At 64.3% G+C, this 24,134-nt stretch carries 20 protein-coding genes; 14 read left to right on the forward strand and 6 right to left on the reverse strand.

What is annotated here, in order from left to right; all coding sequences use genetic code 11:
* Positions 1-517: 517 nt before the first annotated feature.
* From FRC98_RS21480 to FRC98_RS10390, 4 genes are all read left to right on the forward strand, one after another.
* Positions 518-778 carry an acyl carrier protein gene (locus FRC98_RS21480; protein ID WP_230467496.1) on the forward strand — a complete coding sequence of 87 codons (261 nt, stop codon included), beginning with the start codon at positions 518-520 and terminating at the stop codon, positions 776-778.
* Positions 775-2,658, forward strand: a complete 1,884-nt coding sequence (locus FRC98_RS10380) for an enoyl-CoA hydratase/isomerase family protein (RefSeq protein ID WP_230467497.1) — start codon at positions 775-777, stop codon at positions 2,656-2,658. Before FRC98_RS21480 ends, FRC98_RS10380 begins: the two co-directional genes overlap by 4 nt.
* A gap of 30 nt (positions 2,659-2,688) precedes the next feature.
* Positions 2,689-4,572 carry an AMP-binding protein gene (locus FRC98_RS10385; protein WP_146981345.1) on the forward strand — a complete coding sequence of 628 codons (1,884 nt, stop codon included), beginning with the start codon at positions 2,689-2,691 and terminating at the stop codon, positions 4,570-4,572.
* Between the two features lie 130 nt (positions 4,573-4,702).
* The gene (locus FRC98_RS10390) at positions 4,703-7,342 is read left to right on the forward strand and encodes a response regulator (protein ID WP_146981346.1); all 2,640 of its coding nucleotides are present in this window, start codon (positions 4,703-4,705) and stop codon (positions 7,340-7,342) included.
* 139 nt (positions 7,343-7,481) lie between these two features.
* Here the strand turns inward: FRC98_RS10390 and FRC98_RS10395 are convergent, their stop codons facing one another.
* Positions 7,482-8,240, reverse strand: a complete 759-nt coding sequence (locus tag FRC98_RS10395; RefSeq protein WP_146981347.1) for a DUF6992 family protein — start codon at positions 8,238-8,240, stop codon at positions 7,482-7,484.
* A 117-nt stretch (positions 8,241-8,357) separates the two neighbouring features.
* Between FRC98_RS10395 and FRC98_RS10400 the strand changes: the two genes are divergently transcribed.
* Positions 8,358-8,834: a hypothetical protein gene (locus tag FRC98_RS10400; protein WP_146981348.1), complete on the forward strand. Its 477-nt coding sequence runs from the start codon at positions 8,358-8,360 to the stop codon at positions 8,832-8,834.
* A gap of 23 nt (positions 8,835-8,857) precedes the next feature.
* Here the strand turns inward: FRC98_RS10400 and FRC98_RS10405 are convergent, their stop codons facing one another.
* The 3 genes from FRC98_RS10405 to FRC98_RS10415 all read right to left on the reverse strand — a co-directional run bounded on the left by FRC98_RS10405 (position 8,858) and on the right by FRC98_RS10415 (position 12,030).
* Complete coding sequence (locus FRC98_RS10405) at positions 8,858-10,630, reverse strand: sensor histidine kinase (protein WP_230467498.1); 1,773 nt, start codon at positions 10,628-10,630, stop codon at positions 8,858-8,860.
* 341 nt (positions 10,631-10,971) lie between these two features.
* Complete coding sequence (locus FRC98_RS10410; RefSeq protein ID WP_230467499.1) at positions 10,972-11,307, reverse strand: hypothetical protein; 336 nt, start codon at positions 11,305-11,307, stop codon at positions 10,972-10,974.
* Between the two features lie 120 nt (positions 11,308-11,427).
* Entirely contained in the window at positions 11,428-12,030 is a 603-nt protein-coding gene (locus tag FRC98_RS10415) for a lipocalin family protein (RefSeq protein WP_146981351.1), read from the reverse strand.
* Between the two features lie 240 nt (positions 12,031-12,270).
* Here FRC98_RS10415 and FRC98_RS22235 point away from each other — a divergent pair, with 240 nt between their 5' ends.
* The 7 genes from FRC98_RS22235 to FRC98_RS10445 all read left to right on the forward strand — a co-directional run bounded on the left by FRC98_RS22235 (position 12,271) and on the right by FRC98_RS10445 (position 18,387).
* Positions 12,271-12,525: a Rossmann-fold NAD(P)-binding domain-containing protein gene (locus tag FRC98_RS22235; RefSeq protein WP_230467518.1), complete on the forward strand. Its 255-nt coding sequence runs from the start codon at positions 12,271-12,273 to the stop codon at positions 12,523-12,525.
* Entirely contained in the window at positions 12,483-12,713 is a 231-nt protein-coding gene (locus FRC98_RS22240; protein WP_230467517.1) for a Rossmann-fold NAD(P)-binding domain-containing protein, read from the forward strand. The genes FRC98_RS22235 and FRC98_RS22240 overlap by 43 nt, the downstream gene beginning before the upstream one ends.
* 380 nt (positions 12,714-13,093) lie before the next feature.
* On the forward strand, positions 13,094-14,554 hold the full coding sequence (locus FRC98_RS10425) for a SulP family inorganic anion transporter (RefSeq protein ID WP_146981352.1): 1,461 nt from the start codon (positions 13,094-13,096) through the stop codon (positions 14,552-14,554).
* Between the two features lie 290 nt (positions 14,555-14,844).
* On the forward strand, positions 14,845-15,699 hold the full coding sequence (locus tag FRC98_RS10430) for a type 1 glutamine amidotransferase domain-containing protein (RefSeq protein WP_146981353.1): 855 nt from the start codon (positions 14,845-14,847) through the stop codon (positions 15,697-15,699).
* Positions 15,700-15,889: 190 nt separating this feature from the next.
* Complete coding sequence (locus FRC98_RS10435; RefSeq protein WP_146981354.1) at positions 15,890-16,744, forward strand: hypothetical protein; 855 nt, start codon at positions 15,890-15,892, stop codon at positions 16,742-16,744.
* Positions 16,745-16,771: 27 nt separating this feature from the next.
* Positions 16,772-17,608 (forward strand): hypothetical protein, encoded by an 837-nt coding sequence (locus FRC98_RS10440; protein WP_146981355.1) that lies wholly within the window; start codon positions 16,772-16,774, stop codon positions 17,606-17,608.
* 110 nt (positions 17,609-17,718) lie between these two features.
* The gene (locus FRC98_RS10445; RefSeq protein WP_146981356.1) at positions 17,719-18,387 is read left to right on the forward strand and encodes a spermidine synthase; all 669 of its coding nucleotides are present in this window, start codon (positions 17,719-17,721) and stop codon (positions 18,385-18,387) included.
* Positions 18,388-18,662: 275 nt separating this feature from the next.
* On the opposite strand, the gene FRC98_RS10450 is transcribed toward FRC98_RS10445, so the two are convergent.
* Positions 18,663-19,325, reverse strand: coding sequence for an IMPACT family protein (locus tag FRC98_RS10450; RefSeq protein ID WP_230467500.1), 663 nt, complete (start codon positions 19,323-19,325; stop codon positions 18,663-18,665).
* A gap of 290 nt (positions 19,326-19,615) precedes the next feature.
* Between FRC98_RS10450 and FRC98_RS10455 the strand changes: the two genes are divergently transcribed.
* Positions 19,616-20,587, forward strand: coding sequence for a transposase (locus FRC98_RS10455; protein ID WP_146981358.1), 972 nt, complete (start codon positions 19,616-19,618; stop codon positions 20,585-20,587).
* 689 nt (positions 20,588-21,276) lie between these two features.
* A complete protein-coding gene (locus FRC98_RS10465; protein ID WP_146981359.1) occupies positions 21,277-23,082 on the forward strand; it encodes an SLC13 family permease in 1,806 nt (601 codons plus the stop codon).
* A gap of 537 nt (positions 23,083-23,619) precedes the next feature.
* Here FRC98_RS10465 and FRC98_RS10475 read toward each other — a convergent pair.
* The gene (locus FRC98_RS10475) at positions 23,620-24,054 is read right to left on the reverse strand and encodes a YidH family protein (protein ID WP_146981360.1); all 435 of its coding nucleotides are present in this window, start codon (positions 24,052-24,054) and stop codon (positions 23,620-23,622) included.
* Positions 24,055-24,134: the final 80 nt, after the last annotated feature.

Consider the following 24,134-nt stretch of genomic DNA (forward strand, 5'->3'; position numbering starts at 1 on the left):
GCACACACACCACTTCGGGGGATCACAGGCATGATGGCGCGTCGCAAGTTACAACACGCAACACAGCCTTAACCTTAAAACACAAAAGCACCCGTCAGCGCAAAATTTTGCAGCCACGTCGCTTCATGACATGTTATAAATCATCTTCCCCATGACTGTAGAGGCCTTCAATCTTAGCGTCAAATTTCGGCGATACTTTTTTCACCTCGCCACACGCACCTACAGCAACCCACCCACCCGGACAGACAAAAAGACCAATAAAACCAACACCATAGACCCCATGGACACATCGAGCATCGCACACCCACTCCTCAACAACACCTCGGTTCGAGGCCAGTCGCGTTCAAAAACCGACTCGCCCGACCAAAAACAAGATTCAACTTTTACCGATCGTTAAAAATTAAAAAACACGCTTGAACTCGCCTCATCCGATCTTCATACTGAGGGCGATAACATCACTTTCCAGCTTCTCCCACGTCGATGAGCCACCGGGCTCATCCCCCCCACGAGGTGTACCGTGAGAGCGTCCTTCTCTACCGTCGAAAAGGCCATCCGCGCGGCGGCGAGCAACCCCCTGCCCGATACGATCCGCGAGGATCACTCCTTTTTGCTCGATCTGGGCTTCGACTCGCTGACCATCACCGTGCTCACCCTGGAGCTGGAGGGCTACGTCGGCCAGCCCGTACTCTTAAATCGCTGGGTGGAGTCGGCCTCCAACCCCACCGATCTCACCGTCGGCTCGCTCTGCGACTACCTCGACCAGGTGGTGAGCGCATGAGCCCGCCAATCTTCTCAAGTCATCTGGATGCCCGGGGCGTGCTGCAGGTGCAGATGGACACCCCCGGCAGCGAGGTCAACATCTTCAGCGCTCGCGCCGCCGAAGAGCTTATCGAGGTGATGGCCGCGGTCGACCCCGACGTCACCCGCGCCGTCGTCTTCAAGAGCGCCAAGGCCCGAAGTTTCATCAATGGCGCACAGCTGATGCTGGCCAGCGCCGTGCAGTCGCCCGAGAGCATCTTCGAGATGACCGCGCTCTTGCGCCGCGCCTATGCCAGCGTCAAGCGCTGCCCGGTGCCCACCATCGCCCTGGTCACCGGCTCGTGTTACGGCTGCGGGGTGGAGTTCTCGCTCAACTGCGACTTCCGGGTGGCCACCGACAGCCCCGACGCCACCTTCTACATGACCGAGATCGCCGACTACCTGAACACCCCCGCCTTCGGCAGCACGCAACGCCTGCCCCCGATGATGGGCCTTGAGCGCGGGCTGGGATTTCTGCTCTGGGGCCACCGCCTCTGGGGAAAACGCGCGCTGGAGCACCGTCTCATCGACGCGTTGCTCCCCCTCGACGGCATCGAGGAGGCGCTCGACGCGCTCATCGACCAGATCCTGAGCGACCAACGCCGCCCCCACGCCCCTCAGGCAGAGTCGGCCGAGCGCATTGCGCAGGTCACCGAAGCGACGCGCGCGCTTATCGCCCGGCTCCCCGACGCCTACCATCGCATCTACACGCGCTGCCTCGATCTGATGGTACACGCCGCAAAACGCGGCACCCATCCCCCCACTGAAGACGACTTCCGCCGGGAGCTCGCTGCCGCCGGTGAGACCCTGGTGGAGACGCAGGCCCAGTCCGCGCGCTCTTTTCTTTACCTGCGTCAAGTCGCCGAGCGCGTTCATGTGCGCCGCCTCCCCCGGCGCCAACCTCTGGAGCTTACGCTGAAACGAGGCGTCGACGCCCACGCCGACACCTTCTTCGACGAGCTCAGCGCGCGACCGCTGCGCGACATCCGCTACCGGATCAGCGGCGGCGCCGACGCCGCTGAATACCCACTCTCGCTGCACCTCTCCTCGACCACAGACGCCGACGAGTCCGGAGCACCGACGCCCCTTCTGCTCAAGATCCACGGCGGCGCGCCGCCCACCAGCCTCCCCGACGATGGCGTCTTCCACCTGCGCCGCCCGCTCCCCGGGCTCACCCTGGAAGCCTGCGAGCGCGCGCTGCCCGGCACCGGCACGCGTCCCCTGCTGGAGGTCCGCCTTCCCTCAGGCTTTGAGCGCGCCCCGGGTCACCTCTTCGAATGGCTCGACGCCTGCGGCTTCGCCGTGATCTTCTCCCGCGCCCGAGACACCTTCCTCAGCGACCGATTCCTGCTGGCCACCCTCGCGCCGGCACTGGCAAGCCTGCGCGCCGGGCTGAGCGCTGCCGATGTGCACGCCACGCTTCGCCACATCGGCATGGTCCCCTCGCCAGTCCTCAGCGCTCGTCAGAGCTTCGCCCCCGAAGCTCTCAACAGCGCCCTTCGCCCCCACCTCCCCGACACCTGGGAGGGGCCTGCCGACCAGCATCTCCGCGATCTTCTCGGCGATCTTCCCTCAGCGTCGGGCGCGCCCTCACCGCGTCTCAGCGCGGCCATGCACCTCAACCTGCTGGCCACCATCCTCACCGCCCGCGAGTCTGGCGAGCTGGCCCATCCCACCGTGGCCGACGTCATCGCCCGCGAACTTCTGGGCTACCCGGTCGGGCGCACAAGCCTCTGCGAGCACCTGACCCCCGGTCGCGTTAGCGCGATGCTCGAGCAGGTCGACCCGCGCCTGCTTCCAACCGCTCACATCACGCTTGCGCAGGCCTTCGCCGAGCAGACACGCGCCTTCTACGTCTGAGCCATCCACCCCGTCGTACTGAGGTTCGCCATGTCCGCATCCACCGCCCCGACGCCCCTCACCGAGCCTCATTGGGTTCGCCCCGCCTCAGCTCTCGATACCCCCGCAGCGGTGCTCGACGCCATCCCCGACCCCTCGGAGTCGCTCTCGGCGATCTTCTGGCGGCGCGCCAACGCCAGCCCTGAGGCGCCGGCGTTCTATGACGTCACCCTTAGCGCAGATGGCCCCAACGCCGCCCCCGTCAGCTTTGCGCGTTTGCAACGCTCGGTGGAGCAAGCCCGCGCCGCTCTGCTCGCACAGGGCGTGAGCGATGGCGAGCGCGTGATCCTCTCGCTGGACGACGTCGACGTCTTCATGGCCTTTATGCTGGCGTCGATGACCCTGGGCGCCATCGCCGTGCCGCTGCCGCCGCTGACCGAGCTCAAGCTCTCGCGCAGCTTCAACGAGCGCATCCGGGCGGTCTGCGCCGACTGCCAACCCCGCGCCCTGGTCGCCGACCACCGAGACCGCTGGGACGCCCTCGATCTGGCCAGCCTCGGCGCCACCACGCTCCTCGACGGCCCCGCCCTCCTCAACGCCGACGCGCCGGCCGAGCCCATCGCCGCGCAAGACTGGCAGCGACCCCTCTCGCAGGCCGCCTACCTGCAGTACACTTCCGGCTCCACAGGCTCCCCCAAGGGCGTCATCGTCACGCATCAAAACCTGGTGGCAAACCTTCGCGCGAGCACCCTGGCCGGGCACTTCTCCCCGGCCGACCGCTCCTTCTCCTGGCTGCCTCTCTACCACGACATGGGCCTCATCGGCGGCCCGCTGCTCGGGCTCTTTGTCGGCTTTGCCCCCTACCTGATGCGCCCCTCGGGCTTTGTCGCCCGACCGGACAGCTGGCTCAAAGGCATCACCCGCTTTCGCGCCACCTTCATCGTCGCGCCCAACTTCGCCTACGCGGTCGTCGCGCAGAAGTTGCCCGAGCGCCTGCTCGATGGCGTCGATCTCTCGTCGGTGCGCCTGGCGTTTAACGGCGCCGAGCCCATCGACCACCGCACCGTCGACGCCTTCCTCGGCCGCTTTGAGCCCTACGGCTTCAAACGCGAAGCCTTCTTCCCTGTCTACGGCCTGGCCGAAGCCACACTCGCCGTGGCCTTCCCGCGGCCCAGCACCCGCGTGCGCTACGACAGCGTCGACCGCAACCAGGTGGCCGATCAGCGCCGCGCCAGCGAAGAAGACCCGCAAGCCTCTCACGCGCTCACCTCGGTGAGCGTGGGCTTCATTGTGCCCGAACACACCCTGATCCTGCGCGATCTTCAGAGTGGTCAGGCCCTCGGCGAACGCCAGGTGGGCCAGATTCACGTGCGCGGCCCCTCGGTCTCACCGGGCTACTGGGGCAAAGATGTCACCGCCGATCCGGAGCTCGCCACCGGCGATATCGGCTACGTCGCCGATGATCAGCTCTACATCATCGACCGCCTCAAAGATCTCATCATCATCGCCGGCCAGAACTTCGCCCCCTCCGACATCGAGCGTCACGTCGGCCGCATCAATGGACTGCGCCTGGGCCGGGTGGTCGCCTACACGCGCCCCAACGCCCTGGGCACCCAGGCGCTGCAGCTGGTCGCCGAGATATCCCCGGGCAGCTGGCGCCCCTTCGACCAGGTGGAGCGCGAGGTTCGCCACACCCTCCAGCATCACTTCGGGCTGGCCCTGGCCGATCTTCAGTTGGTTCCGCCCGGCTCCATCCCCAAAACCTCCAGCGGCAAAATCAAACGCCAGCACACCCGTCGCCTGGCCGAATCTGGCCAACTTCGCGACGCTCGCGACTGGCCCACCCTCGTGCGCACGCGCGTCAGTCACATAAGAAAACAACTTCTGACCCTCAGCGCCCTTGCCGTCGAGCGCACTCGGCAGCTATTACCTTAACGTCTGCCACACAACTAAGCCATATCCGGTGCCCGGGCAACGCGCCTCCGGGGGGTCAGGTTCACGCCCGCGCACAATCTGCTCTCCCTCTTCGGGAGCTCGATTGTCGTACCCATTCAGGATCTCCCCCATGAGCACCATCTCCGGCACTTCCCGCAGCGGCCTCCTGGACGCGCTGCTCGCCCGCGTCGCTCCCGATTTTGCCGACGCTCCTGTTGAGCAGGCCTTTCGCGCGAAGATCGTCATTGTCTTCTCGCTCTCGCTGGCCATCTGGGCGCCGATCTATTCGGTGATCATGTATGCGCTCAGCAGCACCTGGCTGAGCGCCGCAGGCGTGATGCTCTGCGCCGGCACCGTCTGCGCCTCGATCTTGATGCTGCGCAAAAACGTCAGCTTCAACGTCATCGGCAACTGGCTGGCGTTCAACGTCTACTGGTGCATGATCTTTGTGACGATGGTCGCCGGCTTTGGCTCCCCCCCTCTCCTGTGGCTGGCGGTGGTCCCGATGCTCGCCATCCTCGTGGCCAACATCCGCTCCGGCGTGGTCTGGCTGGTGCTCAGCCTGACGGCCTCGGCGATCTATTACATCCAGATCCTCTCGGGCACCGAGCGCGCTCCCTCCCTTGGCGAGCGCGAGTCGATCATCTTTGAGATGACCGTGCTCGCCGGACTTTACGTGCTCGTGCTCAGCCTCACCCTGGCCTATGAGGCGCTCAAAAACTGGGCGGTCAGCCAGATGCAACGCCGCGAAGCCCACACCCGCGCCATCGTAGAGACAGCCGCCGACGGCATCCTCACCCTGCGCGCCAACGGCCAGATCGAGGAGCTCAACCCGGCCGCCACCCGCATCTTCGGCTACCCCCAGGATGCCATCGTCAGCTCCCCCTTCAGCGCGATCGTTCCGGCCATCACCGGAAGCCCCCGTGCGGAGAGCCCCCTCAAAGATGAGCGCGACGACTCCCGCCAGACCCGCGAGACCCCGGGCGCGCTCTTTGCGGAAAAGAACGCTCCGCGCGGCATCGCCGCCTGGGAGGGCAAGCTGCATGAGTCCGACGCGGTCCGCTCCAGCGGGGAGCGCTTCCCGGTGGAACTCTCGGTCAGCCGCATCGAGAGCGACATCGAGGAGCGTCGCGTGGTGATCCTGCGCGACATCACCGAGCGCCGCCTGGCCGAGGTCGAGCTGCGCGAAGCCCGCGACGCCGCGCTCCAGGCCAGCGAGGCCAAGAGCGCCTTTCTCGCCAACACCAGCCACGAACTTCGCACGCCGCTCAACGCCATCATCGGCTACAGCGAGCTCATCAGCGAAGAGATGGCCATGGATGGCCAGAAGGAGTACCTCGACGATCTTCAGAAGATCGGCAGCGCGGCCAACCACCTGCTCAGCCTGATCAACGGCATCCTCGACCTGGCCAAGATTGAGGCCGGCAAGATGGACATGTACCTCGAGACCATCAACCTGCCCGACCTGCTCAAGAGCGTCGAAGCCACCATCAAGCCGCTCATCGAAAAGAACGGCAACCGCTTCAGCGTCGACGCCGAGCTCGCCCCCACCGCCATCGTCGTGGACCTGACCAAACTGCGGCAGATCCTCTTCAACCTGCTCTCCAACGCCGCCAAATTTACCAACAACAGCGTGGTACGCCTCAACGTCTACAGCGAGACGGTCGACGATCGCGAGTGGTGCGTCTTCGAGGTGCAGGACCGCGGCATCGGCATCTCCCCGGAAAAACTCGAAGCCCTCTTTGACGCCTTCACCCAGGCCGATGAATCCACCACGCGCCGCTTCGGCGGCACCGGCCTCGGACTGACCATCACCCGCCACTTCACCGAGATGATGGGCGGCGCCATCTCGGTCACAAGCCAGGTCGACGAGGGCTCCACCTTCCGGGTGCGACTGCCCAGCAAGGTGGAGCTGGCCGAAAACGATCCGCTCGTCCTCGACGAAGAGATCGACGATCTCAGCGTTGATCTCCCCGATCACGCCCCCTCGGTGCTGGTCATCGACGACGACCCGACCGTACACGCCCTGATGCGTCGCTTCCTCAACCGCGAAGGCTACCGCGTCAGCTCGGCGCTCAGCGGCTCGGAGGGCCTGGAGATGGCCCGCGAGATCCAGCCCCACGTCATCACCCTCGACGTGATGATGCCCGAGATGGACGGCTGGACCGTGCTCACCCGACTGAAAGCCGATCCGGAGATCGCCGAGATCCCGGTGGTGATGCTCACCATCGTCAGCAACAAGAGCATGGGCTACGCGCTGGGCGCCTCCGAATACCTGCTTAAACCGGTGGATCGTAGCCGCCTGACCCGCGTCCTCGACATCTTCGGCCAGGGCCGCAAGAGCAACCAGAGCCTGATGATCGTCGAAGACGACGACGCCACCCGCGACGTGCTCGAACGCACCGTGATTCAGGCCGGCTGGAAGGTCGAGAGCGCCCCCAACGGCCGCGTCGCTATGGAACTTCTGGATGAAGGCGCCATGCCCAGCCTCATCCTCCTCGACCTGATGATGCCCGAGATGGACGGTTTTGAGGTCCTCGACCGTCTTCAGGAAAACCCGCGCTGGAAAGACATCCCGGTCGTTGTGGTCACTGCGATGGATCTCAACCAGCGCGATCGCTCCCGACTCACCCAGCGCGTGCACCACGTGCTGAGCAAAGGTCATTACAGCCGCGATGATCTTCTGGAGCTTGTCCGCGACGCGGTCAACCGCGGCGCGCGCAGCCCTTCCAACGGCGCCTCGCTGGCCTCCAACTCCGAGTCGGCCTGACTCCCGGTCGGCCTGCCCCCCGGTCAGGCCCACGACAACCCCGGGAGGCTCGCCCGCCTCCTCAAACCTGCCAGGGTGAGGAGTTGGGCCCGCTCATTCTAATCTTCTCAAAGACCGTCATTCGCTGCCGCGCTGCCTTCTAAAAGCGCGCGCCATAACCCAGCTGCAGACCCCCATCAGCCGTCGCCCCCACCTGAACTCCATCGAGGAAACGGGCCGAGGCGCGCTGCTGCAGCGCAAAGAGCGTGCTGTCGAAGACGAGCAAAAACGCCCCCTGCAGCACGAGCGAGGGGCCGTAGCCCAACAGACGTTCATCATCACGGCGCAGACCCCGCTCCCACATGAACGCTCCCGAGGCCATGTAGGCCACGTTCAGGCCGATGTTGATCGCCAGAACCCGCTCAAACGAGCGCCCCTCCTCCAGTGTCTGCAACCCATCGAAACTCGCCGCGTCGGCGCGCAGCGCGCCGCGAAGCCCGAACCCGGCGATGGCGGCGTTGACGAGATTCCAGGCGGCGTTCATCTGGTGGAAGTAGCGCTGCGGACCGTCGGATACGAAGTAGCCCGCGGTGCCCACGCCGATGTTCAGCGCGGACCAGGCGAGTAGCACGCTCATGCCACGGGCCTGGCGATTGAGGCGCGCCTGGTTGACCTCACGCAGCTCCACAGGTCCGGGCCAGCGGGTGATCTGCGGCGAAGAGTGCGCTAAAGTCGGAGACGTCTCGGCGAGCCTGGTGGTGCCCGCGTCAGCCGCGCTCGGAGGCCGCGCGGCGGGCTCGGCCGCCAGCGCCGGGCGACTCAGCGCGCCGACGGCCCAGAAGGTTGCGGCGGTGAGGGCGCCGGCCCAGAAAGCACCTTTGAACATCCCCACACCTCCCCATAATTTGACCTGTCGCACCTGCTCTCCTTTCTCGCCGCTACGTCTGCTCGGGCGCCCCATCGCAACGCCCGCTACCCTCGAAGTTCGCTCTCGAAGCAAAGGGAAGGGTAAACGCATTTTCAGGAGTTCAAGACCATGACCCCACATCTTCTAGCGATCGATCTGGGGTTGCGCTGCGGCTTCGCCACCTACAGCGCCGAGGGCCGCCTGGTGCGCTACCGCTCCACGAACTTCGGCAGCAAACGCCGCCTGCGCGACGCGGCCTGGGCGGTGCTTCGCGACGAGGCCCCGCTGGCCTACGTGGTCCTCGAAGGCGACCGGGGGTTGGCCGAAATCTGGCAGAAGGCCGCCGAGCGCCAGGGCGCAAACACCCTTCAGGTCGCTCCAGAACGCTGGCGCAAGGCCCTCCTTTTTGATCGCCAGCAGCGCAGCGGCGCGGACGCCAAAGCCGCCGCCGACACGCTTGCTCGCCAGATCATTACCTGGTCGGGTGCCCCCGCCCCCACCGCGCTTCGGCATGACGCGGCCGAAGCCATCCTCATCGGCCTGTGGGGCGTGCGCGCCGTCGGCTGGCTGGACGCGTTTCCCGACCCCATTGAGACATCACGATAAAGCGAAAACTCCCGTTCAGCCGCTCAGGATGCGGTCGCCTTTGAGGTCTTGCGCGCTACCTCCTGATGTTGCGGCAGCCGAATCGTCGCTCGCGTCCCCTTGCCCGGCGCGCTCTCCAGATGCAGCGTTCCGCCAAACTCCTCCACAATCTCGCGGCTCACAAATAGCCCCAGCCCGGTGCCTCGCCCCGGCTCCTTGGTGGTGTAAAAGGGCTCAAAGACCCGCTCCATAACCTCCTGCGACATCCCGGGTCCGTTATCACAGACCTCAATGCAGGCATGATCCTCGGTAGCGAAGGTCGTGACCCGCACCAGGTTGCGCTGACGCCCCTCCGAACTCATCGCGTGCGCCGCGTTCACCAGCAGGTTGAGCACCACCTGGCTCAAACGCCGCCGACTGGCGACCACCTCGCCACAGTCCTCCAACTCCATATGGAGACGGGCCACCTGCAGCACCTCGGCCCGCGCCCAGCGCAGCGCCCCCTCCACAGAGAGGCGAGGGTCGATCACCTCGCCATGCTCCGCCCCCTGCCGACCGATTTCTTTGAGATCGCGGGTGATCTCAATGGCTCGCTCCACGCCTTTGCGCGCATCGCGCAGCGACGCCCGCACGTCCTCTTCGCTCTCTTCCCCCAGGTCACGAAGGCTTGGCGACTCCTCCAAAAGCTCGCCTAGAAAGTCGAGGTTGGCCTGCACGTAGCTCAGTGGCGAGTTGATCTCGTGGGCCACACCGGCGGCCAGAGTCCCCATGGTGACGAGGCGATCGGTATCGATGGCCCGCGCCATCGACGCCTCGCGCTCACGCACATCGCGCATCGTGACGACCAGAGCCCGACGCCCCAGGAATCGGGCGCGCAGCGCCCGTGCCTCCACCGGCACCGTCGCCCCGCCCTCATCCAGCGCGCGCATTCGCAACCCGACCGCCTCGCCCCGGTGCATCGCCTCGTTCAGAAGCTCAGGCAAATCATATCCCGGCACCTCAAGTTGCTCGACGCACCGTCCAACAAGTTCTCCGCCGTGACGCAGCCCCAACATCCTGGCGAGCGCATCATTGGCAAAGATCACCTCCTGCTCACCCAGCACCATCACCCCGTCCGGGCTGCGCTCGACCATCGTACGAAAGGTCTCCTCAGACTCCTGCAGCGCGTCGTAACTCTCACGCAACCGCTCCCCCTGGGCACGGAGCTCTTCCATAAACGCGCGGCTGGTCAGCGCCGCATCCGTAAACCGGCGCAAACGCGCCGGCAATGAGAGAGATGGAGGGTAGCCCACTCGATAGGTCGCTTCTCGCTGACCGTAGCTGACCTGGATACGCGCCGGCTCCATGCCCATCAGCGTCGGCCCGTACTGCAAAAACTCTTTGCATATACGAAAGAACAAAGGGCTATCGCGCACATCCTCCGGCAACGTCGCCACCGCGCGAAATCCCCTGCGCCCAAGTTCCTCGACTTCAAATCGAAGCAACGGAAACATCATGGGCCCGAAGACATGATTCGCCATCTTGTAAAAAAGCTGCGGGCTGCAAAATAACCCACCTACCTTCACAAAGTTGCTGAACGGGTTTTGCTCCAGGTAGTGGCGACGCATCGCGTTGACCAGCTCCCCGCCAAGCCTCTCTTCCATCCGCTCCAAAAAGAGCGCAAAACTCTCCCAGGGAACCCGCATGTAGGCCGATCGCAGGATCGCCTTCACATCCACGTCGAGCCCCCGGGTCAGGGCCTCCACATCAAGCCCCTCGTCGATGGCCACCTCCACTGCCAGCGCCATCGGCTGGCTCAATATATAGCGCGCGGCCATCTCGTCCTCATCACAGGTCCCCCGTAAGTCATCCCAACTCATCCTCAACAACTATGGCACCGACACCTTGAAGTGTGACAATTCGTTCGCAGCCCCACAACCTTCAACGCTTCGCCGACTTCGACGTTCACCACGCAAAGCGTCCTGCGTTTCAACGCTGAAACGCGCCGCACATCCCCCTGAATATGTCGCTCCAAACCGGCCCCGGGGTCAGCTTTACCGATCACCAAACCCGCGACTCCCCCTCCCTTTGCGAAACGCGGATGACCGAAACGTCCGAAAATCGGCGGGCCCCCCATCATCCGGAAGTCAGCTCAACACTCGCTGATGCCCCCACCTTATCACCGCACGCATTGCCCGCGATCGCAGATCCCGGGAGGCGCACAAACCTCCCCGCAGCCCCCGCAATGAAACGCATCGGACTGCAGATCCACACAGCGCCCGTCGCACCGCGTCTTGCCATCGGCGCACTGCATCTTTCGCATCTCCCGCTCGCGATCCTGATCGGCGGCGCGCTGCTCAGCGAGGTTTTCACCCGGGTCGGGATTGAGATCGTTATGGGAGCCCGGCGCACACCCCGAAAAGCTCATCATCACAAACACAACCCACCCGACGAACACCCCGCCCCGAAGCGGCTCCCCGGCCGCCTTACGCTCTCGTTGAACACCACGGCACATCCCGCACTCCTCTGGGCTTCTCAAGTCTTCCACCATCACCATCACCTGCGCGCCACGTCGCGCGTTGGGGCACACCGACGACACTCATCCATCATCCTGCCCCGACACGCTCACCAAGCGCTACTCACCCGCCATCTTCGGCCCCAGCGTCACCTCACACACTCGCCCCTCATCATCCTGCTGGGGCGTCGCACGAAGCTCATCAACCGGGAACCCCCGCCGCTCCAGATCATCGTAGATCGCCTGAAACTCTGGCGCGTCCAGACAAGGCGTCCGACTCAAAATCCATAACTTCTCACGCTCGGGCCCGGAGACCGCTGCCCAGCGGTAGTCCGCATCCAGCGCAACCACCCAGTAGGAGCTCTTAAAAGGCCAGAAAAACCGCACGTTCAACTTCGCCGGTTGTTGCGGATCAACCACCCAGGCCCGCGCTGTGATATCGCTGACCTCGCCATCAAAACCGCCCTTCAAACACCGGTTGTAGACCCGAATATCGCCATCGTCCCGCAGTCTGTACGTGGCGGTCGTCCCCACGCAGCCACGCTGAGCCCGAAGCGGCACCGACGCCAGCTCGTACCAGGTGCCCAGGTAGCGCTCGATCTCCAGGTCATCGACCACCCTCACCGTCGACTCCCCACCGCCGGTACTGGCGCACCCTGCCAGCCACACCGCCCCGACGGCCAGCGCCGAAAGCGACACCCAGATCTTCGCGCTTCGTCCCATCTTCAACTCCTCGCTGCGTCATTCATAACATTCATAGCTCGCCCCCAGACTCTCCCGGCAAAGACGTCGATCTTGCCCGGGCCGAAGTTCGTTCCGAGCTTTGGCCAGTCAACGCTCGCCAGCTTTCCTGCCCCGCTATCCAGGCCCGCCCCCCATGCCATCGTCATTGTTGCAATCCTTTCCCAATCCGAGCCACGCGTTGATCCAGGGAGCCAGCCGCCGGCCGCGTTCAACGAGCTGATGCAAGTCAACGCGCTCGGCCCGGCCCTGGTGGTCAAACACCTCACCCCGCTGCTGCGTCATTCAGAACGCACCGTCATCGCCAACCTCTCCGCGCGCGTCGGCAGCATCGGTGACAACCGCCTCGGAGGCTGGTACAGCTACCGCGCCTCCAAAGCCGCCCAGACAGCTACCGCGCCTCCAAAGCCGCCCAGAATATGCTCACGCGCACCATGGCCGTTGAGCTTGGGCACCATCGACGCATGGGCGAGTTGATCTGTGTGGCGCTTCACCCGGGAACGGTCGATACGGAACTCTCAAGGCCTTTTCAGGCCCACGTCCCGGCCTCAAAGCTCTTCTCCCCCGAGCGCGCCGCCACACAACTTCTCGAGGTAATCGACGGGTTGCGTTCGGAAGATTCTGGCAACTTCTTCGCCTGGGACGGCTCCCCCATCCCCTGGTGACCAACGACCAGTCTTCGTGCAACGCGAAACTGCAGCTGCGCCGCGCCCGCCTGGCCGGCCCCCTACCTCGCCACCCCCCCCGGTAAAAAAATAGCCCTTCGACAACCGCCCGCCGCCAACTTCACCTTGCACATCTCCCCCTTTTACGTTAACCCGCCGCCTCACGCGCCATCCTAACGAGTCACCGGCGCGTCTAACTCAGGACGCTCCCGTCCCCCTCCTTCCGCTGTGCCCCTCAAATGCCATCGTTAGGTTCTCGCCCGCTTCAACGTGACTCGGGTGAACGCGCCGCTTTGCAAACGCCTGCGGCCCGGGAGATGTGTGCGTCTTGAGCCGTCGAGCATCTGTACCCCCCATCTTCATGTTCCAAGGCAAGCGTTTTGCACCCCGCACTTCAGTCCTTCCGTGACACCTGGTTCTTCAACAGTCGCCGCGACATCCTGGCCGGCATCACCGTCGCCCTGGCGTTGATCCCCGAGGCGATCGCCTTCTCCATTATCGCCGGCGTCGACCCGATGGTCGGTCTCTACGCCTCTTTCTGCATCGCCGTGACGATCGCCTTTACAGGCGGTCGCCCGGGCATGATCTCGGCGGCCACCGGCGCGATGGCGCTCCTGATGGTCACCCTGGTCGCTGACCACGGGCTGGAATACCTGCTCGCGGCAACGATTCTCACCGGCGTCATTCAGATCATCGCCGGCGCCTTAAAGTTGGGGAGGTTCATCACCTTCATCCCCCACTCCGTGATGCTGGGCTTTGTCAACGCCCTGGCCATCCTGATCTTTATGGCGCAGCTGCCCCATTTTGAGGGGGCCGGCTGGCTGATGTACACGATGGTGGCCGCGACCCTGGCGATCATCTACGGCCTGCCACGCATCACAAAAGCCGTTCCCTCGGCGCTGGTCGCCATCGTCATCATCACCGCCGTGGTGATTTTTGGCGGGTGGGAACTTAAGACCGTCGGCGACATGGGCCAGGTCACCCGCGCCCTCCCCCTCTTCGCGCTTCCGCAGGTCGCCTTCTCGCTGGAGACGCTGCTCATCATCCTCCCCTACTCGCTGACCCTGGCGATGGTCGGCATGCTGGAGTCGTTGCTCACCGCCTCGATCGTCGATGATATGACCGACACCCGCAGCGACAAGAACAAAGAGCTGCGCGGTCAGGGTATCGCCAACGCCATCGCCGGCTGTTTCGGCGGCATGGCCGGCTGCGCGATGATCGGACAGTCGGTCATCAACGTCAAAAGCGGCGGCCGCGGTCGCCTCTCGACGCTGGTCGCCGGCGTCTTTTTGATGTTCCTCATCCTGGTGCTCGGCGACATCGTCATGCGCATCCCCATGGCCGCGCTCGTCGGCGTGATGATCATGGTCAGCGTGGGCACCTTCGACTGGAAGTCGCTTATGGACCTGCGCAAGATCCCGGCGGCCGACTCCATCGTCATGGTCTCCACGGTGGCGACCGTCGTCTACACCCACGATCTGGCCAAAGGCGTGGCGCTCGGCGTGATTCTCAGCGCCATCATCTTCGGCTGGCGCATCGCTCGCCTGGCCATCAATGATGAGCTCCTCGACTGCGGCAGCAAACGCTACCGGGTTCAGGGGCAGATGTTCTTTGCGACCTGTACCGACTTCAGCGAAACCTTCGATGTGCAGGCCGACCCGGGCCGCGTCGAGATCGACTTCTCGGGCTCCCATGTCTGGGACCACTCGGCGGTCGCCGCCATCGCGCGGGTCATCACCAAATACAGCGCCCTGGGCAAAGAGGTCGTCATCACTGGCCTCAACACTGAGAGCCAGCGCCTGATCGACCGCGTCGGCCTGGCCGCCCCTTCCGGCCACTGACGCCCCTGACTCCGGGGCCAGGCATCCTGTCCGGCCTCGGAGCTCATTCTCGGTCACCCGAAATCCCTCGAAATCCTGACCTTCGGTCACCCGAAATCCTGACCCTCGGTCACCCGGTCGCAAGTATCCGCGCCGACTTCACGAACTCGGCTCCAGGATTTTAAAAATCATTGGACAAAATCAGAGGGGAAGTTCTGGCCGATGCTGAACCGGTGCACAGCATTACATCTGTTCACCGCCGGCGCGGCGCTTCGCGCTGGCCCTTATCTACCCTCAGCATCCGATTGCCCATGCTTTCTTCGACCCGTTCTGCCTCTCTCTTTGTCGTGCTTGCCACAGGCGCCCTCCTCACCGCCTGCGCCACCGGATCCCCCGAAAATTCCGGGTCCCAGAGCCTGTCTGAAGACACAGCTCCCTCCCCGGCAAATGACGCCCTCCCCGAAGACACACCTTCGAGTGAGGGCAACGTCCTCTTCGTGCTCACCAACCACACCTCGCTTGGCGACACCGACACACAAACGGGCTACTACCTGAGCGAAGTTACCCACCCCTGGTCGGTGCTCACCGAGGCCGGCTACACCGTCGACTTTGCCAGCCCGCAGGGAGGTCCGGTCACGCCCGACCCCAAAAGCCTGGATCTGGACGACCCGATCAACGCGCAGTTCTGGGAGAACGACGCGCTGCGCGAAAAGCTCGATACGACGATCTCCATCGAGCGCGTCGATCCAAAGCGCTACCAGGCGATCTTCTTTGCCGGCGGACACGGCACCATGTGGGACTTCGCCGATAACGCCGACATGCAGCGTGTCACCCGAGACGTCTGGGAGGCCGGAGGAGCCGTCGCCGCGGTCTGCCATGGCCCGGCCGCCCTGTTGAACGTGAAGCTCTCCGATGGCCAATGGCTGGTTGCCAGCCGAGACGTCACCGGCTTCACCGATGCGGAGGAGCGCGCCGTGGAGCTTGATCAGGTCGTCCCCTTCATGCTGGAGAGCCAACTTCGCGAACGCGGCGCGAACTTCGACGGCGCAGACAACTTTCAGGAAAACGTAGTTGTCGATGGGCGCCTGATCACAGGCCAGAATCCGGCCTCCGCCACCGGCGTCGGAGAAGCCATGGTGCGGGCCCTCGACGCGGCAAACGAGTGATCGCGCAATGCCCGGCAACGGCCTTTACAGCCGTGTTACCACCGCGCTGAATTTCGGCCGCACCCCAGACGTCGAACGCCGGTGTAACTGTCCTCTGCCCGCGGAGCCCATCGTGACCTGCTCGTCGTCCCTCCTGACATCGCCCGGCCTGCTGCAAAGCCGTTTTTCTCTCTTAACCTGTGCGCTCCTGTTGAGCCTCTATGCCGCGGGTTGCGACCGCTCCGACTCCGAGCCGGAGCCGGTCGCCGAGAACGCCCAGGAACTCACTTCTCCCTATCAGGCACCCGAAGGCGCGGAAGCCGCTGCGGCCGCGCCGCTTCCCTTTCCCTCCAACGACTGGAGCTGCGATCTGGCCAGCGCCGAGCGCGCCCAGGCCTGGATCGATGCCACGCGCCCTGCGGCAGATGCTCAACCGCCGGGAGGCATCGACCCACTCAATCCGACCCGTCAAACCCCGCGCATCCTCATCGGCATCAGCGACGCTTCGCTCAGCCTCCTGCGCCGCGACTTTAAAGGCGACCTCGACGCCGCAGCCCGGGCCCTTCAAGGCGCGATAGAAAAACAACCCGGCGCCGAGCCTTCCGCAATCGCTTTTCGCATCGACGGCCCTACCTCGGCCGAGCGCATGAACCAGGTCCTGACGGCGTTTCGCAATGAGCTCGGCGAATCGGTGCTCTTTGTGGTGCCCACCGCAGCCCCCGTCGATCGGGCCGCCCCCCCGAGCGATGACGCCATAAAACGGGCAGCTGCCCCCGGCTCCCTCGCCAACCCTCAAACCTGTCCCGCGGTCGATCTGCTCGTGGAGCGCGTCGCCACCCTGCCCCCGGCCGAAAGCTCCGCGGCAGCCCGGAAGGAACTGGTCGACGCATGGATGACATGCGAATGTGAGCCTGATCTCGAAGCGCTGCTCGTCAGAATGATCTGGCCCGCGTCCGGACGCCAGCCCGTCTCCGTGGGGCAAATCTCGACCGACGCTCTGCAGTCCATGACCGCCGACGATGCCCCCGCCTGGACCGAACTCGCCAGCAAGCTACACCAGTCCTAGCGCGCCCCTCCGATCAGGACGACCTTTATGCTCGGCAATCCAAGCGCCCCCGATACTCGCTCATCTTCCCCGCCAGTGGTGCCAGAGCCTGCGACGCCTCCGGCCAACCTGGAACGTGGCGATGCGCTCACCAGCCTGCCCTCCAACTGGTGGCAAGAGTGGAACGCCGGTATCACCCTTCAACAAAGGGCCAGTCGCGTCTTCAACCTCCCCTCGGCGATATTCTTGCTGGCGCGCTGGTGCGCGCTCACGATGCTCCTCGGCGTGGCTCTTTCCTGGTGGCTCTTCTCCCCCCTGACACTGCTCCCCGGGGTGTTAATCATCCTCTACGCAGCCGTCATCGGCGCCGGTCTCGGCGCCACCTGGGGCGCGGTCCGCGTCGTCGACCTCGCCATGGACAACATCTGGCAACTGGTCGTAATGGTCATCGAAGGTCTGGAGTCGGCGATGGCCGAAGTTGATTCCCTGCGTCGGGGAAAGCTCTCAGCCAGTGCGCTCCAGACACTCTCTCACACGCTCTACCAGGGGCTGTTCTATCCGGTGGTACGTCGTGCCTCACAGCAGGCCGCGGGCATCTTCGCCCGACCTCTCACCTGGGCTCTCGACAAAACCATCGCGCGCCTGATCTCCCGCACGCTTCGCCCCACCGAGCCCGAAACGGATTCCCCCAATCGCACATCTGCCGCCACGTCGCCGGAACCCGGCGGCGCTGCACTCGAAACCCTCGGCGCTGCACACGCTCGCCTTCTTCGTCTGCGCAGCAAAACCAGGACCATCGCTCTGACACCGCTGGTCGCACTCGCCACCCTGAACTCTCTGCTGATGACAGCCCCGATCGTTGGGCTCTATCTGCTTTTGAACTAGCGCGTCCCTTCCCCCGGACGCTAAGAGTACGCAAGCGCGGCCGTACGCCCCGGCCTCACTCCCCTCCCCGGCATCGTTCAACGCCCCATGCCTGACTCTGTGAGATTCGTATGAAACCCTGGTTCACCCTGGAACGCACGACGCTTCCTGATGGCGGAGAGCTGCTCCTTCAGCAGCGTGATCAGGAGTACGTGCTTCGTGCTCACGGTGTGGAATTGATGACGTCACGCGCCCACGGCTCCGAGGATGCCCTGGGTAGCCGCGGTGTTGCTCCCATCGCCCATCGCCCCAACGTCCGCGTTCTCATCGGTGGGCTCGGTATGGGGTTTACGCTGAGGGCCGCCCTTGATGCTCTCCGCCCCGACGCCCGGGTCTTTATCAGCGAGCTCGTCCCCGAGGTCGTCGCCTGGAACCGAGGCGTCCTCGCACCGCTTGCCAACAGCCCCCTCGACGATTCACGTGTCACGCTGCTGGAAGGTGACGTGACGACGCATATCGCCCGCACACAGGAGCGCTTCGATGCGATCCTGCTCGATGTCGACAACGGCCCTGAAGCCCTGACAGCCCGAGAAAATGATGGTCTCTACGGCGCTGTCGGCCTCGAGCGAGCCCTCCACGCGCTGACGTCCGGTGGCATCCTCGGCGTGTGGTCAGTCTCCGACGATCAAGCCTTCTCCCGACGTCTAAAAAAGGCGCGTTTTCAGGTCAAACGCCACACCTCCTACGCCGCTGGCGACCGCGGCCGTCGTCATCTCGTCTGGATCGCGACCCGCCCCTGACACTCCTCGTCGCTGCCTTCCAAAGATCGCGTCGCAAACCCGCACCTTCCCCGTCAACGACGCGTCCCGGAGTCAGGCCAAAGACCGGGAGTCAGGCGGAGGACCGGGGGTCAGGTGGAGGACCGGGGGTCAGGTGGAGGACCGGGAGTCAGTCGGGTAACCGGGAGCCGGGCGGGTAACCGAGAGTCAGGCGGATGATCGCTTCCGGCCCCCCGTAAACGAGGCATTTTTAGCGCATACCGACAAACCTCGTACCATCCCCCTCCTTCGCCAACTCAGTCGGGCTCGTTGCCTGCTGCTGGCATATCGAACACATCATCGGAGCCTCGCTGCAACAGGGCCGCGAGGCGGTCTTCTACCATCTCCAGCTCGACGCAACGGATAGCCAGTCTCATTCGCACCTCCGCACCGTATTGCATCGCAATGACGCGCACTCCCTGTTGGCCGTCGAACAGATGCTCAACCTGCGCCTGCACCGAGTAGGGAATCACCAGGTCGGCCTCCACCTCCGGAAAGCGCTCCACCGCCACCGCAGCGTCCAGCGCCATCCTGGCGGCTTCTCGGTACGCACGGGCGAGCCCGCCGACCCCGAGCTTTATCCCTCCAAAATAGCGCACCACGACGACTAACGTATCGCATAACTCGCGCCCCTGCAGAACCTGAAGCATCGGAAACCCGGCACTTCGACTCGGCTCTCCATCATCTGCACCGCGCTCAATCTGCTCGATACCCCGCCCGATCCTCATCGCATAACAGACGTGGCGCGCGTCGTGAAACTGACGGCGCAGCGCATCGACACGCACAAGTGCCTCATCTTCCGCGCTAACCGGACCCGCAAACCCGATAAATCTGCTGCGCTCAACGATCAGCTCCGACTCCCCGGCGCGCTCAAGCGTCCAGTAAGGCTGCGCATCATTCTCGACCTCACCACCTGCCATAATCCACCTCCCTATCCGCTTCTGCTCGGTAACCCCCTCGATCGCTCCCCCCTGACTCCCGGTCATCCGCCTGACTCCCGGTTATCCGCCTGACTCCCGCACGACTCGAACGTAGCACCTGCTCACGTTTCACACTTGAAACATCACTTTGCCAGCGAAGCCCTCATTCAAAACATTCTAAAAACACTCCATACCACCAAAAAAATTGAGACATTTACGCAAGATCCTCCCGGAGACGCCGATAACAGACACACGAGCTGTTTTCGCCCAACCTCTCTCGGAGATCTGCCATGACCGCGCCTCGCCAACACCTCCCCGACCAGCTGGTGTTTATCACTCGACGCACCTCGGAGCGACGCTTTTTCCTGCTTCCAGACGCCGAGGTTGCCGAGCTCACGAGCTACGCACTTGCGCGAGCGGCAAACCGTCACGGCCAGACCATTCACGGGGTGACGGTCATGTCCAACCACATCCATCTGGTCATCACGGACAACACGGGTGAACGCAGCAATATGGCTCGCGACAGCTTCGCGAGCATTGCCCGGGCTCGAAACAAAGCTCTTCAGCGCAAGGGACACTTCTGGGAGGCCGGAACTTACTGCGACTGCGTGCTGCTCGACCAGGACGCCAGCGATCGCAAGCTGATCTACACCCTCCTTAACCCGGTGCGGGCAGGACTCGTCGACCACCTGGAGGAATGGCCCGGATTCATGATCCAGCCGAAAGACTGGGGGACCACCATGCGGATTCCGCGTCCTGCCAGATTTATCGGCGACGACGCCCCCGAGTTCATCGAGTTGAAGCCTGAGCCGCCCCCCGGCTACGAAGAGTGGCCTCTCGCTAAAACGATTAACCACTTCGAAGCCCTCATTGAAGAAGCTCGTCTGGAGATCCTCGCAGAACGCGAAGCCCAGAACACCACCCTTGAATTCGCCACAAAAGATCGTCTGGAGATCGATCCCTACTCGTCACCAAACACGCCAACCCCGGCACGGAGCTTCATCCCGAGATTTGCCACCCTGGATGGGGAGTTGATGAGCCGCGCCGAGGCCGCCCGTCGCGATTTTCTGGAAGCCTACATCTTTCAACGAAACCGTTGGAAAGATGGCGAGCGAGACTGCGTCTTCCCCTGCGGGACGATCGCTCTTCGTCGCAACAGCGGCGTCACGTGCGCGCCTGCTCCTCCAGACAATCCCCTGACCCAGGTCGCTCGGATCGCGCGCATCAAGAGGTACGCCCGAACCTGCCTCCTGAACTCCTGATCGTCAGCGACAGGTTCGGGGCTCGGCCTCGCGCTGTCTCATTCGACATATCCGGTGGTCGACGTCTACAGCGACCGCCCATAAGCGGGAATCGAGCCTTACACCTGGTTCCCTTGCCCCCTCCCCCTGAACGCGCAGGTTTCAGGCCGGAGAGGAAAAGGCCCTCGTGCGCCTATTGCACCGCCCTCCGGCTACAAAATCTCTCCCTTGCTGCTACTTCTTCTCTAAACTCGGCTCCCATCGGGCTGTCTCACGTGCTCACCGCCCCGGTCGCCCCTCCCTGACCCACGGTCACACCTCCCTGCCCCCCGGTCGCCCCTCCCTGACCCCCGGTCGCCCCTCCCTGACCCCCGGTCGCCCCTCCCTGACCCCCGGTCGCCCCTCCCTGACCCCCGGTCGCCTTCCCAACATCTCACCGGATACCACCTTCCAACTATCTCCCCTACCCACCGCCCAGCCCTGAAACACCCCTGAACCATCCATGAAACATCCTTCCCCTCTTCCCCTCCCCTCAATCCCCCCCGTCCATCGCCCTTCGACACCCCCCCCCGCAAACCACTGAAATCACTAACCTTTCCCACCCCACCCCCACCCTGGCACGAACACTGCAAACACTCCCACTGAGCGCAGCGCCCCCCTCGGCCCAACGCGCAATACCAATAGCCATGATTTAGCCAGGAGCCACACCTATGGAAGCTCTCACACCGGACATGATCACAGTCCTCGTGATCCTCGCCAGCGCCATCTACCTCTTCGTCTCCGAGATTGTACGCATCGATGTCGCCGCCATCATCATTATGGTCGCTGTCGGTCTCACGGGCCTCGTCGATGCAGGCCAACTCTTCAACGGCTTCGCCTCCAACGCCGTTATCTCCATTATCGCGGTGATGATCCTGGGCGCTGCCCTCGACCGCGTCGGCATCATGCGACGCGTCGCCGCCTTCCTCCTGCGCATCGGTGGGCGCACCGAAGGCCGCATCATCTCGCTGATCTCCGGGAGCGTGGCCGGCATCAGCGCCTTTATGCAGAACATCGGCGCCGCCGCCCTCTTTCTCCCGGTCAGTGAGCGCCTGGCCGAGCGTACCGGCATCTCCATCTCCCGCATCCTCATGCCCATGGGCTTTGCCGCCATCCTCGGCGGCACCATCACCCTGGTCGCCTCCGGCCCGCTGATCCTCCTCAATGACCTGCTCGCTGCCAGCGCTCAGAACCTCGGCGTTGAGATCGAACCCCTGGGACTCTTCACCCCCACCCCCATCGGTATCGCTCTGACCGTCGCGGGCATCGCCATGTTCGCGCTGGCCGGCAAGTGGCTCCTCCCCTCGGTTCAACCCTCGGGCAGCACAGACGCCCCCGACCTCGCCGCAACCTACGGCATCGACCAGACCATTCACGCCTTCACCGTCCCCGGGCACAGCCCCCTTGCCGGCCAGAATGTCCAGACCATTGAAGCGCAGCGCAAGGGCATCGTCCTTCTCGCCATCGACCGCGAAAACGACCTGACCCGTGCGCCCACCGCCGAGCACTGCATCACCGCCGGCGACATCCTGGCCGTTGTCGGCCCGACCGACCACGTCGAGCACTTCGCCCGCACCGAACAACTCGAACCCACCTCCAACGCCCCCTTCGCCGCCCTGCACGACGATCAGCACGCCGGCCTGGCCGAAGTTCTGGTGCGACCGGGAAGCGACATCGTCGGAAAGCGCGTCATCGAGCTTAAACTTCGCGCCGCCTTCGGCGTTACGCTGCTCGGAGTCCACCGCCGCGGCACCCTCTTAACCGATGACCTGCGCCAGATCGTGCTCGAGGCTGGCGACGTCCTCGTCCTCTTCTCCCCCTGGGAGCGTCTGCAAACCCTCGCCCGCGAAGCCGCCTTCGTCGTCCTGACCGACTACCCCGCCGAGCCCCCCCGGACCAACAAGACCCCCTGGGCGCTCCTCGCCTTCGGTGTGGCCCTCTCTCTGGTCATCTTCTCGTCGATGCAACTCTCCCTGGCCCTGATGGTCGGCGCCGTCATCGCGCTTATCTCCGGCGTCCTCACTGCCGACGAGGCCTACCGCGCTGTCTCCTGGAAGACCGTCTTCCTGCTTGCCGCCCTCATCCCCCTGGGCCAGGCCGTTGAAGATACCGGCACCGCCGCCTGGATCGCCGAGCGCGTCATCGGCCTGACCTCCTCCTTCCCCACCTGGGGCGTTCAGCTCACCATCGCCCTTTTGACCACCGCCTTCACCCTGACGATCTCCAACGTCGGCGCCACCGTCCTGCTCGTACCGCTGGCGGCCAACGTCGCCGTCGGTGTCGGCGCAAGCCCGGCCCAGTTTGGCCTCATCGTCGCGCTTGCCGCCTCCAACGCCTTCCTCCTTCCCACCCACCAGGTCAACGCCCTGCTGATGGGCCCCGGCGGCTACAGCGTGCGTGACTTCCTCAAAGCCGGCACCGCCATGACCATCCTCTTCACCGCCGTACTCATCATCTCGGTCAACATCTTCGCCTGATCCTCATTACCCTCCTCACCCGCGCCGCCCCATCACAGAAATGGGTCGGCGCGGGCACGTAACCCTGACCCACAGTCACACCCTGACCTCCGGTCACATCCTGACCCACGGTCATACCCTGACCCTCGGTCACTCCCTGACCCACGGTCATACCCTGACCCTCGGTCACTCCCTGACCCCCGGTCACATCCTGACCCTCGGTCACACCCTGACCCCCGGTCACATCCTGACCCACAGTCACACCTGACCCCCGGTCACTTCCTGACCCCCGGTCACACCGATCACACCTTGACCCTCGGTCACATCCTGACCCTCGGTCACCCCCTGACCCACAGTCACACCCTGACCCCCGGTCACATCCTGACCCACAGTCACACCTGACCCCCGGTCACTTCCTGACCCCCGGTCACACCGATCACACCTTGACCCTCGGTCGCCTCCCCACCCTCTTCTTTCGCCCCCGAGCCAGACCCACAGTCACACCCTGACCCCCGGTCACACCGAACACACCCCGCCCCCCGGTCAACGCCACCCGCCTCACAGCGGCCCCACCCCCGTCAGCATGTTCACCATCACCAGCCCCGCCAGCACCAGCAACAACACCGCCCCTACCAGCGACGCCGAAAAGGGAAAACGCTCACCCTCGCGATCGCTGAGCCGATACATATCGCGCACATGATCGACCACCGAGAGCAAGAGCACGATCATCCCGACCCCGAAGAGCAACAACCCCGCATTCGCCGGCCCCTGCGCCGACAGCTCCCCCAGCATGTCCGAGTTGCCCTGCTCCAGAAAATCGAAGAATTTGAAGATCGTAAACCCGAACGCGATCATCGAGATCGACGTCCGCACCCCCGCCATCAACGTCCGCCCCGAGGCCTGCACCGTACGCTCATAGGCGTAATCCGTGCGCTTCTCAGCCCCTCCCTCCGGCGGGTTGTCCATCTCCTCGATCTGCTCTTTGCTCTTCATAGCCGTCTCCCGGCAAGTCTCTCGCGCATGCCTGGAAACTAAGCGCAAACGCGCCTCACCAAACGGCGACGCCCCCCCAC

The sequence above is a fragment of the Lujinxingia vulgaris genome, from assembly GCF_007997015.1.
Taxonomy (GTDB): Bacteria; Myxococcota_A; Bradymonadia; order Bradymonadales; family Bradymonadaceae; genus Lujinxingia; species Lujinxingia vulgaris.